Source organism: Streptomyces sp. LZ34, from assembly GCF_053890475.1.
The window spans coordinates 129,201-142,881 of record NZ_CM132680.1; the positions used below are offsets into that span (position 1 = coordinate 129,201).

At 67.0% G+C, this 13,681-nt stretch carries 12 protein-coding genes and 2 pseudogenes; 5 read left to right on the forward strand and 9 right to left on the reverse strand.

What is annotated here, in order from left to right; all coding sequences use genetic code 11:
- The first annotated feature begins 30 nt into the window (after positions 1 to 30).
- Positions 31 to 441 (forward strand): hypothetical protein, encoded by a 411-nt coding sequence (locus ACWY4P_RS00605; protein ID WP_456208107.1) that lies wholly within the window; start codon positions 31 to 33, stop codon positions 439 to 441.
- A gap of 570 nt (positions 442 to 1,011) precedes the next feature.
- Here the strand turns inward: ACWY4P_RS00605 and ACWY4P_RS00610 are convergent.
- The 6 genes from ACWY4P_RS00610 to ACWY4P_RS00635 form a co-directional block, all read right to left on the reverse strand.
- Complete coding sequence (locus tag ACWY4P_RS00610) at positions 1,012 to 1,725, reverse strand: restriction endonuclease (RefSeq protein WP_456208108.1); 714 nt, start codon at positions 1,723 to 1,725, stop codon at positions 1,012 to 1,014.
- A gap of 43 nt (positions 1,726 to 1,768) precedes the next feature.
- Positions 1,769 to 2,449, reverse strand: a complete 681-nt coding sequence (locus ACWY4P_RS00615) for a restriction endonuclease (RefSeq protein ID WP_456208109.1) — start codon at positions 2,447 to 2,449, stop codon at positions 1,769 to 1,771.
- A complete protein-coding gene (locus ACWY4P_RS00620; protein WP_398527929.1) occupies positions 2,449 to 2,649 on the reverse strand; it encodes a hypothetical protein in 201 nt (66 codons plus the stop codon). Before ACWY4P_RS00620 ends, ACWY4P_RS00615 begins: the two co-directional genes overlap by 1 nt.
- 364 nt (positions 2,650 to 3,013) lie before the next feature.
- On the reverse strand, positions 3,014 to 3,631 hold the full coding sequence (locus ACWY4P_RS00625) for a hypothetical protein (RefSeq protein WP_456208110.1): 618 nt from the start codon (positions 3,629 to 3,631) through the stop codon (positions 3,014 to 3,016).
- A 560-nt stretch (positions 3,632 to 4,191) separates the two neighbouring features.
- Positions 4,192 to 4,782, reverse strand: coding sequence for a transcriptional regulator (locus ACWY4P_RS00630; RefSeq protein ID WP_456208111.1), 591 nt, complete (start codon positions 4,780 to 4,782; stop codon positions 4,192 to 4,194).
- Positions 4,782 to 6,329, reverse strand: coding sequence for a helix-turn-helix domain-containing protein (locus ACWY4P_RS00635; RefSeq protein ID WP_456208112.1), 1,548 nt, complete (start codon positions 6,327 to 6,329; stop codon positions 4,782 to 4,784). Before ACWY4P_RS00635 ends, ACWY4P_RS00630 begins: the two co-directional genes overlap by 1 nt.
- Before the next feature lie 616 nt (positions 6,330 to 6,945).
- Between ACWY4P_RS00635 and ACWY4P_RS00640 the strand changes: the two genes are divergently transcribed.
- Positions 6,946 to 7,164 (forward strand): DUF6207 family protein, encoded by a 219-nt coding sequence (locus ACWY4P_RS00640; protein ID WP_456208113.1) that lies wholly within the window; start codon positions 6,946 to 6,948, stop codon positions 7,162 to 7,164.
- A gap of 385 nt (positions 7,165 to 7,549) precedes the next feature.
- Here ACWY4P_RS00640 and ACWY4P_RS00645 read toward each other — a convergent pair whose 3' ends face one another.
- From ACWY4P_RS00645 to ACWY4P_RS00655, 3 genes and pseudogenes are all read right to left on the reverse strand, one after another.
- Positions 7,550 to 8,515: a hypothetical protein gene (locus ACWY4P_RS00645; protein ID WP_456208114.1), complete on the reverse strand. Its 966-nt coding sequence runs from the start codon at positions 8,513 to 8,515 to the stop codon at positions 7,550 to 7,552.
- 1,039 nt (positions 8,516 to 9,554) lie between these two features.
- Positions 9,555 to 9,866: pseudogene (locus tag ACWY4P_RS00650) on the reverse strand (DUF742 domain-containing protein); the annotation flags it as partial.
- A gap of 848 nt (positions 9,867 to 10,714) precedes the next feature.
- Positions 10,715 to 11,114, reverse strand: a pseudogene (locus ACWY4P_RS00655) (fructose-bisphosphatase class II); the annotation flags it as partial.
- A 411-nt stretch (positions 11,115 to 11,525) separates the two neighbouring features.
- Between ACWY4P_RS00655 and ACWY4P_RS00660 the strand changes: the two are divergent.
- The 3 genes from ACWY4P_RS00660 (at position 11,526) to ACWY4P_RS00670 (ending at position 13,666) form a co-directional block, all read left to right on the forward strand.
- Positions 11,526 to 12,044, forward strand: a complete 519-nt coding sequence (locus ACWY4P_RS00660; RefSeq protein WP_456208115.1) for a Pycsar system effector family protein — start codon at positions 11,526 to 11,528, stop codon at positions 12,042 to 12,044.
- A gap of 19 nt (positions 12,045 to 12,063) precedes the next feature.
- Positions 12,064 to 12,750, forward strand: coding sequence for a Crp/Fnr family transcriptional regulator (locus ACWY4P_RS00665; RefSeq protein WP_456208116.1), 687 nt, complete (start codon positions 12,064 to 12,066; stop codon positions 12,748 to 12,750).
- Positions 12,751 to 12,853: 103 nt separating this feature from the next.
- Positions 12,854 to 13,666: a hypothetical protein gene (locus ACWY4P_RS00670; RefSeq protein ID WP_456208117.1), complete on the forward strand. Its 813-nt coding sequence runs from the start codon at positions 12,854 to 12,856 to the stop codon at positions 13,664 to 13,666.
- The last annotated feature ends 15 nt before the right edge of the window (positions 13,667 to 13,681 follow it).

Here is a 13,681-nt window from a genome sequence, read left to right on the forward strand (position 1 = left end):
CAGCCTGCGGCCACCCCGAGCAGCCCCGCCGTGCTCGCTGCCCGTAAGAAGACCTCTGGTGAGCCCGGTGCCGGCAAGCGGAAGCGCGCGAAGCAGGCCGACGCCGCACAGGTCCGCACGGCAGCCAAGAAATCGGACGCCAAGAAGCCCGCGGACAAGGCCACAGCCCCGAAGACGACCCAACCCACGCTCGTCGAACTCGTCCGCGGCCACCTCACCGAACAGGGCGAACCGCGCTCCGCGGCGGAAGTCGCCACCGCCCTCGGCCAGGCCCATCCCGAGCGCGGCATCAAACCCACCGTCGTGCGGACCACCCTCGAAGGCCTCGTCGCCAAGAACCAGGCCCAGCGCCGCAGCAAGCAGGGCGCATCCGTCTTCTACACCGCCCCCCACACGGACGCACCGGCCCAGGACGAGGCGCGATCCGAGCAGGCCGAGTAAGACCGCTGGGGAGCAGGCTGCCGCGGCGGCGGCAGCCGGCCCGGCGTACGTACCTGGGGCCAGCGTCGGGGCCAGGGCGATCTGTCTCCTGCGTCCGAGACCGGCGAGGAGGAGGAACCTGGGCGAGCGGGCTGACCGCGAACCCGATGATGACCTTCCGCCCGACGCCGAACTGGCGCGCGATCTCCGGGGCGAACAGCGCGCGCCGACCAGGCCCCGACACCACCGACACCGGTGACCACGCCGGAGGCGGTCGGGTTGACCCCGAGGCCGGTGAGCTAGGTTTGTTTGCTTCCGCGGTGGCCGAGGACCTGGTCCGTGTCGCGTTGCAGGGGCGCATCGTGTTGCTATCCCTGTCTGGGCCTGTTGAAGAAGCACACATAGGCGCATTGTTGGCAGCCGAGCCTCGGACCACGCTGAATGGGCATCGAGTGGTTCCGCGAAGGGGACCGCCCCACACACGGCGTGAGGCGGTCCACGGACCGGGCGGTGTGTGCCGCACAAAGAAGCGGTGTGTGCACCGCTATCGCGGGTGCGGCTGCCGGATGGCGGATGGCGGTCGAACTGGCCTCACGGTGTCATGCTCTGAATGCCGAGGACGTCGTAGAGGTGCTGGCCGTGGGCCCATTTCTTCAGTTCCGGGCGGCCCATGAGGATGAGCTGGTGGTGCTGGGCGAAGTCGGCTGCCGGCTGGGTGAAGCTGTTGAGCGCGATCATGATGAGCAGGTCGGCTCCGTGATGCAGGCGGGCTGTCCCGTTGAACTTCTGCACGTGTCCTGATCCGACTGGGTTCTGGTACTGCTTGCACTGCAGTATCAGGAGACGGTCTTCGTCATCACGGGCGGTGACGTCCACGCCGAGGTCCACGGCGCCGCCGACCCGCCGCGGACTCCGGAATCCGTCACGGGCCAGAAGATCGGCGCACGCTTGCTCGAAGCCTGTCGCGCTCATCGCGGACAGCTGTTTCATCTTGAACGTCAGCACGTCCGGGTCGGCTGAATTGTCGGGTGTATCGGCGAACGTGTCGTCCGGGCCGACGTAGATATCGGCGTCGAGCAGGAATGACAGGAGCTTGCAGAGCAGGAGGAGCACGAGCAGTCCGCTGGCGGCGATGAGGCTGGTCCACCACGGGTGGTCGGCTATCAGGCCCCACAGGTCAACGGTGATCCACCGGGTGACGTCCTCGGTAAGCCATTCCCAGAGCATCTTGCCCGCGGCCAGCGTGAGGACTGCGTACAGCAGAAACTTCAGCATCGGGTCGAGCGACCCGTCCTCGTCGAACACCACACCTCCAGGCGTGATGGATGAAGATCCAGGATCCTGCTGGTCAGGCAGCGCGCTTGAACCGGCTCGGGCGAAAGCGTGCGGATACTCCGAGAAGTTCATGCAGGGCGGCGCCGTTCTCGGCCCAGCGCTGGAGCTTCTCCCAGTCGACCCAGTGAACGCCGTGCCTGTCACCCCACGCCATGGCGTCCCGGGTGAAGGCCCCGTTGGTGACGACAACAGCATGATCGGCTTTATGGGCCGGCCCAGCCGTCCCCTTCACTGCGTACATCACCGATGACCCCACCTTCCCGCCGACACGGGTGTGCTTGGCCTGCACCACGATCCGACCGCGCTGCGGGTGGTCACCGGTGACGTCGGCGGCCTGGTCGCGACCGCCGCCTACCCTCCGGGCCGACCAGCCGTCACGGATCAACAGATCCCGCAGGGCGTACTCGAAGGCTCGGTCGTCCATGGCGTCCACTTCCTCCAGGGTGATCCGGAGAGTGGCCAGCCGCTCCCTTTCGCGACGCCGCGTCGCGGTTGCCTGCCTGCTCCTCCACGCCGCGACGGCCCCCGCGAGCAACGCGAGGACCGGCACAACCGGCCAGGCGTCCTTCAGTGCACCGACTGCCCCGGCAGCCATCCGGACGGCCAGGACAAGCGCGGCCAGAGCGACGACTGTGGCCGCGATGTGCTCACCGGTGCCGCGAGGCTTGCGCAGCCATAGCCGGCGCCGGGCCATCAGGGTGCCGCCGGGGCGGACACCGAGGGCTTGGGCGAAGGCGGCTCATCGGACTTGGCTTCGCCGAAGCCGAAGACCTGGCTCCACAGCCAGACGCCCGCGATCAGTGCGGCAATTGTCCAGCCGCTCATCTTCTTCGCGCCAGGGCGCGGGTTGCGCCGTATGTGGCTGCGGACTACGTGGTATCCCTGCGGTGGCATGCTGCTGTCCCCTCCCCTTGGTGGCCGCCGGGTGCGGCACAGTTCCTTGGGAATTGGTGTAGCAACGGGCACTGACAAAGACCGCTGGATGATCAAGGAATGCGGCGCATGTAAAGCACGAACAGGCCATCGCTTGCTGGACGAGCAGTTTCCCGTTCGATTCTTCCCGGTACGCACCTTGACCATTGGTTGAGAAACTCGTGGTCGCCACTTCGACCTCACTTGAAGATCGGAAACGCATACCCTTGAGTCCCTGTCGTTTGTTCCGAGCTGCAAGAACAGCGTCACCAGCCGTTATCGAGCGTTAGTCGCAAATGGCGGAAACAGGGCCGTGTTCGATTCGCGTGTATGGATCGTCGCTGCTCTACATGAGGCCAGCCGCGACGGCCTGGTCTCGCAGGGTGCGCAGGCTTAGTCGTGTGCCCGTCTCGTCCTCGATGTGCCATTCCTTCATGCCCTGGCAGGTTTTGGTGCCCCGGACGACGGCTCCGGCTTCGTCCACTCGTCCGTAGGGTGTTCCTCCGGTGGCGTTGAGCACAACGCCACCGTCATTGTTGATCGTTGCCCAGTGGTCGATGGAGCGGTGGGTGAGGACAATGCGGGTTCCGGCTGTGAGGATGCGGGCGTCGAGCATCTTCGCCACGTCTGTACGACGGCGGGCGGTCTTGCGTCGGGCCGGGTTGGCACGTGGCTGTGGGACAGGGGTCTGGTCGGGCTGCGGAGTGTCTTGCGGTGTCGGGGTGAGGAAGTCGAGCTGTTCGGGGTTCCAGATGAGGTCGAAGAGGCGGAGGTAGAGCTGCTGTCGGGTCTGGATGACGGATGTCATCGTCTCTTTCGGCCCGAACGACCTGAGGGCTTTGTCCAGCTGGTGTGACTTGATGAAGTCGCGCAGGAGCGGGTTACGGCGGTCGTATCCCGGCGAGATGATGCCGAGCAGGATGTTGCTCCGCGCGTATAAGGAGGCTTTGTCGTGCAACGGCATGTCGTTGATGCTTGAGTTCTCCCTTCCCGCGAGCAGCCCCAGGCCTCCGAGTTGGTCGCGGAGGCTGCGGAAGACGACCGGGTCCGGGATTTCCTTTCAGCGCGGCGAGGATGATTGGCCCACAGGTGTTCGATATGAAATTGCGTCCTGTCGAGGTAGGCGAGGACGTCCTGTGGTCGCTCGCAGCTTTCCTCCACGTAGGCGGTGGCGCGGGCCAGCAGGTACCTGATCTGGTGCGAGTTGTTGCCCCGAAGTCCGAGGGTCGATGCCTCGGGGATCGAGTTGCCATCGCGCAGGGCGAGTTGGCCCAGTGCGGCGGCCACGTCGGCGGTGGTGCGGCATTCTCGCAGCGTCGGAACGAGCGTGCCGTGGACAAGCTCGGCAACATCGGGCGCCTGCACGGGCAGGTCCTGTAGCACCTGCAGCGCGTACCAGCGATCGATGAAGGAGGCCACCAGACGGCCCTTGTCCTTCGCTTCGGACGGGCGGTCGGTGGGGTGGATGGCGGCGAGGATCGCGACCGTCTGTTCGCCGAGTCCGTTGCGCTCGTGTGGGGGCTTTCAGGCGGCCCAGCCGATGGAGGAGACGTGGGTGTAGGCGTCCCAGTCGGTGCCGAGGGTGCTTTGGATGATGTCGTCCCAGATGGCTTCGAGTTCCTGCGTGTCGTGGGCGATCCAGGCGTCGACGGCGCGGTCCCATACGGCGCCGCGTACGTTGATGTTGCGGGTCTGCAGGTCGCGCTGGTGTCTGTGTTGGACGCGGGACTGGTCGACGGGGTCGATCTCGATGCGGGTTCCGCGGCCGCGGTTGTTGAGCCGGCGCTTGAGGTCGGCGACTACGTTGCGGCGGCGCAGGTCCCAGTAGGCGGCGTCCATGCGGGGGAGGTTGGCCTTGCTGGGGGTCTGTTCCCCGGCCAGCCAGGCGATGAGGGTGCGGGGTCTGACGTGGATGCCCGCGCGGTCCATGGCCTCGTAGCCGGCGTCGCTTGCGGTGAGGTAGCGCAGGCGGGCGGCCAGACCGCGCTCGGAGTCGACGGGGGACTCGATGCCGGTGACCATCCGGTCGATGCCTTCGGCCAGGGCCACTCCCCCGTGGATGCCCCGGGCGCGGAAGGCGCCCAGGTCCCTCCACCGGCCGCTGGTGCCGGCCATCAGCGGGCCGCCGTGCCGATGGTGTACTCACCGGACGCCTTGGCGTCGCTGTGCTTGATCTTCATCTGGGCGACGCCTCGTCCTTCGGGGAAGACCTTCCGCCAGTCGCCGGTGACGTGCAGTTCATCGGTGCCCATCATGGCGATGACGTCCAGACCGGCCTGGTGGGCCTTGTATGCCTTGCCCCAGAGGTTGGCGTACGCCTGGCTGTGGATGATGTGCATCCAGTCCGGGCGCACCATCTCGCGGTTGTGGATTGATTCGCCCATCGTGGAGATGAACTTCGAATACATCGCCTTGATGTATTCGAGGGTGATGGTGTCGTCCTCGGCGATGGCCGTCTCCCGTGCGGCGGTGAGCGTCTTCCGCAGGGCGTCCAGGAAATTCTCGGTCGCGCCGGAGGTCCACGATTCGTGCACCACCGGCGGGTCGAGGAGCCCGTATTTCGGTGTGGAGAGGCGCAGCAGGAGGCGCAGGGTGGCGTTGGTGACCCATAGGGGGCCGGGCTGGTCGCGGTCGCCGAGGGGGTCGGGGAGGTTGGGGTGGTTCCAGGGTGAGGGGGTGATCAGGTGGACTCCGGAGCGTTTGGGGTCGATGCCGTCCGTGCCGGTGGAGTGTTCCAGTTTTCCGATCGGGAGCCAGGTTTTGAGGGCGGAGAGGTAGGCGGCGTTGACGTCCAGGGCGGTGACCGCGATGTTCCCGGCGCTTTTGAGGGAGTAGTGGGGGTGGTGGAAGTTGGGGCGGGCTTCCCAGATCTGGTCCGGTTCCTTCTTCGAGGGCTTCGTGAGGATGTCGGGCAGGGCCGGGTAGGCGGTGTAGGTGTAGCGGGCGGTGGCCCGGGTCTCCCCGAACAGGCGCATGACGTCCGGGATGGCGCGCTTGACCAGGGCCTTCATGGCTGCGTCGGCGTCACCTTGAGCGCGTTCCAGCTCTTCGTGTACGGCTTGGCCGATGAGGCTGGCGGTCTCCGCCTGGGCGCGGGCCGCGGACTTCGCCCGGCGCTGCGGCCGCGAGGGCACCGGCGCGGGAGCCGGTGAGGGTGCGCTGACCGGGGCGGGCGTGGCGGCGGCCTGGGGCGGCGCCGTGGCGGCTGGGGCCTGGCACATGGCGCCGGGGTGCAGGGAACGGCCGTCGGTGGCCTTGTAGGGCGTCGTGGCGCCGCAGCGGAGGCAGGGGGCGGGCTCGCCCTGGACGGCCAGCCCGTTGGGGCCCCACGCGGTCTCAGGCACGGCGGATCCTGCGACCGGGGCGCCGCTCGGGGCGGCCGTCTCGGCGGGTCCTTGGGCCGGGGCGGCGGCGGGGTGGATCTGGGCCAGGCCCTCCAGTAGCCGCAGGTACTTAAAGCGCCCCGGCGGCTGCGGGTCGGTGGTGCCGTCCTCCCAGTTGGCGACCGTCTGACGACCGACACCCACCGCCGCCGCCACCTGGGCACGGGAGAGACCGGCAGCCTGCCGCAGCCGCAGACGCTCGGTCGGCTCCGGCATACGCGCCGTCAGCCGCGCCTCCTCCAACAACGCCTCCACACTGTCGAATTGCTCACCACTCATACCTCAACAGTACATCCATCTAGGCATAGACTGGAAATTGCTTAGGCATCCGTTAGGCGCTCATTTGCATGATCTGATGGCGCCGCCCCGGAGTGATGATCGTCATCCCCGGCACAGGCCGACGAGCCTGGAGCCCGGCAGGAGGCAAAAGACGATGCCGGGCAGGGCACGGCAGTCACCAGCGCGTAGGCGGCGGGCGGGAGGCCCGTGGTCGGGGGCGCCGATCTCCTCGCACAACGGGGCCAGACGGTCGGCTTCCTGGTCCTCAAATGCAGCCGAGGACGACTTCGAGCATCAGGCACCAACGGCGAGAACCACTGCGCGTCTGATCTCACCGCGTAGTCCCATCGCGCGGCCAGCTGCATCTGCCGGACCGCCTGCCTGTCCCGGGGGTTTCATGTCCGGGTGCCCGTGGCAGCGCCCACACTCCTTGAGAAGCAGCCTGTACAGCGGCACGCCGCGTGCCACGATCAGCAGCGGCGGACCACCGGCCGCCGAGCCGCTCACACCCCGAAGCCGACCGGGCCCGTAAGCCCCGTCCCACACGATGTCGCTCGTACGAGTGGCGTGCATGCTGCCGGTGAACCAGCCTCGCGTCGGCAACATCACGTAAGGCATGGACCACATCGACGAGGTGCACGTATGCGAGCCAGGCCTGGTCGTCCTGGACATCACGGCCCAGGACGAGGACACCGTAAGGGCAGTGACGTCCCGGCTGGATGAGCTGTGGGCGACATCCGGTATCGGAGCGGTGCGGCGCCTCGCAGGCGAACCGGGGGTACGGGCCCGCTTGTATGCGGACACCCGACGCTCCGGCACTGGCGGCCCGGTGTAGAAGTTTTTGGGCTGACGGGTCTGTAAGCGGAAACCGTGGAAGCGACAGCGGGATTTGCATTCACCTCACCTCCGCCCCGCCCGACACCACTCTTCCCGGCCGCAGCCACGAGTCAAAGCCCATCGGCCTATCACAAGCCGCTGCGGACCCAGCGGATGGCCGCCCCGAAGTGGCGCACTTTCGGCCTGCGCGGTGCCAACGCCGCGCGCAGGCGGGCGGCGTGGCGTACCGAGGGTCCAGCGGCAGCAGCGCGCGGGCGAGCTGTTGGACACCAGGGACGTACATGCAGGCCAGCTCGACAGGCCACGGTCGCCGACGGCTGTGGGCGCCGCCGGTCCACGTAGCTGCGTTTTCCGGCGGCGGCCATCGCAAGCTGCTCTCTGTCTCAGGTCAGCGGCAGCGGGGGCGCGCTGGGGGGCGGGTTCTTGCCCGGCTTCAGTTGCGGCCGGGCGAGCAAGAGCGTCAGTGTGCGGCCCAGGGGCGGGTATCCCCCAGAGCGCTCAGTGAGGAAGTCGGCCGCCAGGATCCTGCGAGGCCCTGCACCCGTTGCCTGATCAAGCTTCCCGCTGGCCAGCAATTCCTCGGCTAACTCATCGAGGCGACACTCATAATCCGCGTAGACAGCCCGGGCGGCTGCCTGGACGGCGGCGTGTGCGGTCGCGAGAGCACGGTTTAGCCGGAAGGAGTGACGGTAACCTTCGCTGTCCTGCGGCTCGGGGAAGACGCGTTCCGCAATCTCGCGGCGTGCTCCTGCGTTCTTGGCCGAGCGGAAATCGGGGCGTTCAGCCAGTTGCACGGCCATGGCTGCCTGCTGCTCTTCGTCTGCCTGCCGCTCTGCCTCCCTGGCCTGGTAGTGGTCCTCGTACTGTTCCTGTCGGGCGCTGCGTTGCAGCGCGTGGACGTCGTCACACTCGGCGACCAGCGCGGTATACCAGGGTGCTACCGCTTCCCAAGTGTGGGCGACGGCGCCGTGCACGAAACTCACTGCGACGCGGGCGGTCTTGCCGTCGTATGGGCGGGCCTTGGTCCGGATGGCAGTCAGGGCCTGCTGGACAGCGTCGTCCGAGGGCTTGTCTTCCTGCTTCTCGCTGTCGGTGTGTTCGTCGGCAGCGGTGTAGCAGTCGACGTGTTCGTCAACGTCGAAGCGGTCGATGTCCTGGTAGAGGACACGTGCTCCGAGAGTGGATGCCAGGTGGCAGAAGGCTTCGATGCCCATGTCCTGCGCATCAAGCTGCACTACGTGCTGGCTATCCGACGCCGACAACGGGGGCAGCAGGAACATGTCGTGGCCTGCGGCCCATTGCTTGATGAAGTCCGGCAGATTGTCCACCGTGATGGTCGGCTCATCCACAGTGATCTCTTTCCTTACTCGATGCGGTAGCGCGTCACGTGTTGGCGCGCTGGCGGCAGAAACGTACGGAACGGGTCTGACACGGCACGCAGTGCGCCGGTGATCCCCACCGCCCGACGCTGGAGCGGCCGTAGCAGCATCGACGCAGGTCACAGGCCGTCCTGCGGTCAGCCCCCGGGCGGCAGGCTGCTACAGGTTGGCCCGCTGTCCGTCAATCAGCTGCTCCGCGTTTCCCTCCTGCGGGCGACGAAAAGAGTCCGGAGCAGGGGTGGCGCTGGCGCGGGACCACGCTGAGCCCAGAGCGACGACGGCGGCTCGGGCGGAAGGGGCGGCCAGCGCAGCGAACAGTGCGGCCCTCGCGGAGCTGTGGTTCGGCGGCCTGGAGCACCCGCCCGGCGGGCCGACCCGCCAGCCCGCGGCGGTAAGCCGCCGCTATGTGCACAGTCCGCCAACCACGAACCGCGCTACGGAGACGACCTCTGCCCGCTGTCCCGCCAACCGCTCCGGATCGAGTACGACCGCACCCGCCCCTCCGCCCAGCAGGACCATCCGGCCCGTGTCTGGATCGCCGGGTACCGCTGCGCTGGCTGTGAGAGCGTCCGCCCTCAGCAGTGGGCCGACGTTATGCGCGCCCGCTACGAGACCTGACGGCGCCGTGCGAATGCTGCGCCATGCGCCTCACCACCACGGCAACCCACAGCAGCCGGCTCCACCGTCAACCACCGCCCGCCCAGGTGCCGCTCCCCCGGCAGACGGCGGTAGAGGTGGAGCTGACGCACCACGTCCCAGGCCGCCTTCACCTCATGGACCGCTGGTGACCGGGTCAGGTCTCTCAGGTGTCGAGATCGGCTTGAACTCCCAGGGCCTCGCGCAGGCCGGCCTCGACGTCCAGAACGTCATCGAGACTGTCAACGGCGGCGGCGTGGTGGTGCTGAAGCAGCACCTCACGAAGGCCTGCCTCAGTGTCCAGGGCATGGCCGAGGTCGTCGACCACCGCTTGGCAGCTATCCGCGAGCCACCGCTCCACTGCTTCGTCGTTGCGGAGCCCTTGGAGCACTCGTTCGAGTAGCGTCGCCTCTGGTGGGCCGCTGGCGTTGCCGTCGCCCGCCTGGTGGACGGCCACCAGGCCAGCCGCAGCGAGTTCGGCGACAAGGAGGCGGGTGGCTCCGAGCGGAATCGACAGGAGCGCCGACACCTCGGCCACCGACTTGACCTCCCGGCACAGGTCGCAGATGCGCTGCTGGCCGGGAAGCAGATCTGCGACGTGAGCAGGGTCGGCCGTTGTGCTCACCAGGGCCTCGATAGCGACCTGGTAGCGCCGCCGGGTCCGGCCGCGGTCGAGGATCAGCAGATCGCCAACGGGGTGTGTGACTGCCTTCTCGAACGCGGCGCTGTAGCCCGTGAGTCCGGAACGGCCGAGGACGGCGGAGACGATGACCTCGAGATCGCCGGATTCGGCATCTGCGGCCTCCCCCCGGTTGTCGCCGGTGTAGTCACGCAGCCTCCACAGGTTCAGGTGCCCGATCTCGGTGCCCACAGGCGGAACACGGCTCTCCCCGTCCTCCCACTCCTCGTCACCCGTCGTCCCGTAGGTGACCCTGACGTACCAGGACTCCAGAGTGTCCTCAAAGTCGTACGGCACGGCGGGATGTCCGTGACCGTAGCGCAGGTGAAGACGGGCGGGATCGCCGGGAGCTCACTGACCGGCCGCTCGGGCCTCGCCGATATCATGCCCGACAGACATAGGAGCGGGCACTGACAACCTACCGGGAAACGGCACGAACAAGACCGCGAGGACAGACCTCATTCGGACTGAGCACCACCGCAGTTCGCCTGATCATGGATCGAGCCGCATCGCCTGTACGCCGAAGAACGGCTTCCGCGACGCAAGCCGACCCAGCCCTCTCAGCTCTGGCCACACCCCTGGGGAGCCATGTGCTGTGCTCGCCCTCGGCGTCACGCCCCGCCGAACCAGCAAGGACACCAGCCCACCTGAGCCACGCAGCCAAAAGGAATTCCTGCGGTGATCACCACATTCCGAAAAGATCACCAAACATGCACTTCAGAGCCTTGCCAGCTTCCGGAACTCCCAGGAAGCCCCAGCTCAGACCCACACGACATGACGCCAGGAAATCCTGAACGATCACTAGATCCGCAGGTCAGAAAGTCACCCATCCAGTGATCGCTGGCAGATTTGTCAGACTCCGGGCCGACCACCAACTTGTCCATGTAGAAGACCACGCTGGGGTCGAACATCGTGCCGCGGCCGGCCACCGCCAGTACCCGACACCGCGTTGTTCCCGCCCTTGGCCGTGAGCGTCGTCCCGTCGACCGGGTCCACGGCGACGTCGCACTCGGCACCGGTCCCGTCACCGATCCGCTCGCCGTTGTGGAGCATCGGGGCCTCGTCCTTCTCCCCTTCACCGATGACGACGACTCCGTTCATCGACACGGTGCGGACGAGCGTGCGCATGGCCTTGACGGCTGCGCCGTCGGCACCATTCTTGTCGCTGCGGCCAACCCAGCGGCCCGCCGCCATCGCGGCGGCCTCGGTGACCCGAACGAGTTCGAGCGCGAAGTTGCGGTCCGGTTTCTCGCGAGCCGCCTCTGGACTGGGGGAAGTTCGGAGTTCTGGACGGTCATCGACGGCATCTCTCTATGGGCGATGATAGGGACCCCGGCGGCCGGCGCCACGGAAATGCTGAGGTCCGGGTGGCCGAGCAAGGTGTGCAGTGGGTGGCGTACGGAAAGCCGTCCACTTCCTGGCCTTCACCAGCATCGCCGGCACCCTCATCTGCTACCGCAGACTCGCCAATGAGATGACCTCGAAAGTCGTCACCATCGCCAGCATCGGCCTCGAAGCCCAGCCACCGTTGTGTTCGGCCAGCACATCACCTCGGCGTGACGAACACTGCTCGGCAAGTGCCACATGGTGGGCAGCCATCGCTATGGCCCGGCAGGCATCGTGTGATCTATCGCCATGCGGGCCACTCTTCGGAAGGAGCCTCCGATGGATGACTGTGCAAGCGCCTTGGCATCGCGGATTCCTCAACGCCAGACGGAGTGGCTGCGAGGGTGCGCTACCCATGCGTTCACTGAAGTGCAACGGGCCGACACGAAGGCGACAGCCCTGTGCGGTGTGGCGGGCGGTCTGCTGACCGTCGGGGTCGCCGCACTGCCTCATGCATGTAGTCGATCTTGGATCTTGGCGTCTTCGCTGGTGCTGACGTGTGTGCTGCTTGGAGCCGCTGTTGGCGCAGCTCTGTGGGTGATACGCCCAGCTGTGCCTAAGACGGGTCTACGCACGGAGCTTGTCGGCGGAGTGGACGCCCAAGACCCCGAGACGTTCGTGAGTGCAGTCACACAGGTGCAGGGAGACGCGGAACGCTCCGTTGAGGCACGCCGGTTGTGGATGCTGGCCGCCTTGGCTGCGAGGAAGCTTCACGCTGCCCGTATCGCGGTTGATCTTATCTTGGCGGCTTTGGCAGTGGCCGGATTGGGGCTATTGATCGCTTACATATCCGGTTGAGAAGATTTCCTAGAGTGTGATGGACGGCACATCGTTTGGGGGCGTTGTGTACCAGCCGCACAATATGGTGATCGGCGAGCAGCTATGGACTGGCTTGAGGGGACTCGCCCCGCCGCGGGTCCGGCCGGCCCGGAGTGTGCTGTTACGCCAGGGAGATCCCGGGACGCACGTCATTCTGCTTGCCTCGGGGTCGACTCTGATCACCCTGACCGGGGACAACGGAGAACGGACGCTGCTTGCCGTGCGCGGTGCGGGAGAGTTGCTGGGCGAGTTGGCCGTCCTGGACTCTCAGCCGCGCACCGCGTCGGTCATCGCTGCTGAGTCCTGCCAGGTTCACATCATTCCGGCCAGCGATTTCCTCAGCTTCGTGGAGGAGCACGATCTCCTCGCCCCGCTGTTGCGTCACGCAATCGCCCGTGTCCGGGAGGCAGAAGCCGTCCGTCTTGAACTGGCCACGGCCTCGGTTCCCGCTCGCTTGGCGTCGACTCTCGGCCGTCTGGTCGAGGCCGCTTCCGCCACCGCATCAGAGCCTGCCGTGCGCCTGACTCAGACGGAGCTCTCCCAGATGATCGGCGCCTCACGTAACGCTGTCGGAGCGGCGCTCAGGCCCTGGCGAGAGCACGGCTGGCTGGACACCACCTCCGGCGGTGGTCTCCTCATCCGCAACATCAACGCCATTCAGTCCCACGCGCGCACCCAAAGGTGACAAGCGGCACCGTAGTGGTGCCCACTGCTGGGCACCACCGGCCGTTCGGCCCGGTCAGCATGGTGCACCCATCTGACCGCTCTAGCTGAAAGGCCGGTGCCTCGTGGCATCTTCAACCTCCTCCAACTGTTTCGAAGTGCCGCCGGAACGCGCCCTGCTCGTGATCGACATGAAGGGCTACAGTCGCATCCCTGAAGCAAAGATGGCGCCTGTGCGTTCCGACCTGGACGACATCCTGACCACCGTGCTCGCCTACAACGGGCTCGAGGACCCGCGCCAGCACGAGGGCACCTTCAAAGACACCGGCGACGGCGCGATCCTGGTATTCCCGGCACGAGTACTCCCCCGGCTCGTCGACCCGCTGCTGAACCAGCTCAACGCAGCGCTGATCCGCCACGAGCGGGTACGACCAGCCAGCGCGGCGGCAATCCGTCTTCGGGTCAGCCTGCATGTCGGGCCCCTGTCACTGCCCGACCACCGCGGAGACGCCATCAATGACGCCTGTCGGCTGATCAACAGCCAGGCAGCCCGACAAGCCCTGTCGGCCGCTGCCGACAGCGGAGCCTTCCTGGGAACCGTCCTGTCCGAGACGACGTACCGCCGCACCGTACGTGCGGGCCGCACGCCGGATCTCGGCCAGTTCCACTTCCTCGAGGCTGTCGCCCGTGTCAGTGACAAACCTGACTTCGAAGAGCCTTGCTGGCTTCATGTGCCGGGCCTGTCGGCACAGGCCCTGCACCCATACATCGACGACCTTCCAGCCCCGCATCCGCCCGCGGACGACTCGGAAGCCGCCAGCACAGGGAATGCCGCGTCGGCAGGTGGCGGCCCTTCGTTCCAGTTCCACGCACCCCTGTACGACCCCACGGTCGCCGGGACCATCGAAAATCTGCGGATCGATCGCCGCCAGCGCTGAAGCCGCTGACTCACC

Excerpts from the sequence above, each read along its gene's own strand:
- ACWY4P_RS00615 (WP_456208109.1), bottom strand. The coding sequence starts at position 2,449 with ATGGCCCGGCGCCGGCTATGGCTGCGCAAGCCTCGCGGCACCGGTGAG.
- ACWY4P_RS00620 (WP_398527929.1), bottom strand. The coding sequence starts at position 2,649 with ATGCCACCGCAGGGATACCACGTAGTCCGCAGCCACATACGGCGCAAC.
- ACWY4P_RS00625 (WP_456208110.1), bottom strand. The coding sequence starts at position 3,631 with ATGCCGTTGCACGACAAAGCCTCCTTATACGCGCGGAGCAACATCCTG.
- ACWY4P_RS00630 (WP_456208111.1), bottom strand. The coding sequence starts at position 4,782 with ATGGCCGGCACCAGCGGCCGGTGGAGGGACCTGGGCGCCTTCCGCGCC.
- ACWY4P_RS00635 (WP_456208112.1), bottom strand. The coding sequence starts at position 6,329 with ATGAGTGGTGAGCAATTCGACAGTGTGGAGGCGTTGTTGGAGGAGGCG.
- ACWY4P_RS00640 (WP_456208113.1), top strand. The coding sequence starts at position 6,946 with ATGGACCACATCGACGAGGTGCACGTATGCGAGCCAGGCCTGGTCGTC.
- ACWY4P_RS00660 (WP_456208115.1), top strand. The coding sequence starts at position 11,526 with ATGGATGACTGTGCAAGCGCCTTGGCATCGCGGATTCCTCAACGCCAG.
- ACWY4P_RS00665 (WP_456208116.1), top strand. The coding sequence starts at position 12,064 with ATGGACGGCACATCGTTTGGGGGCGTTGTGTACCAGCCGCACAATATG.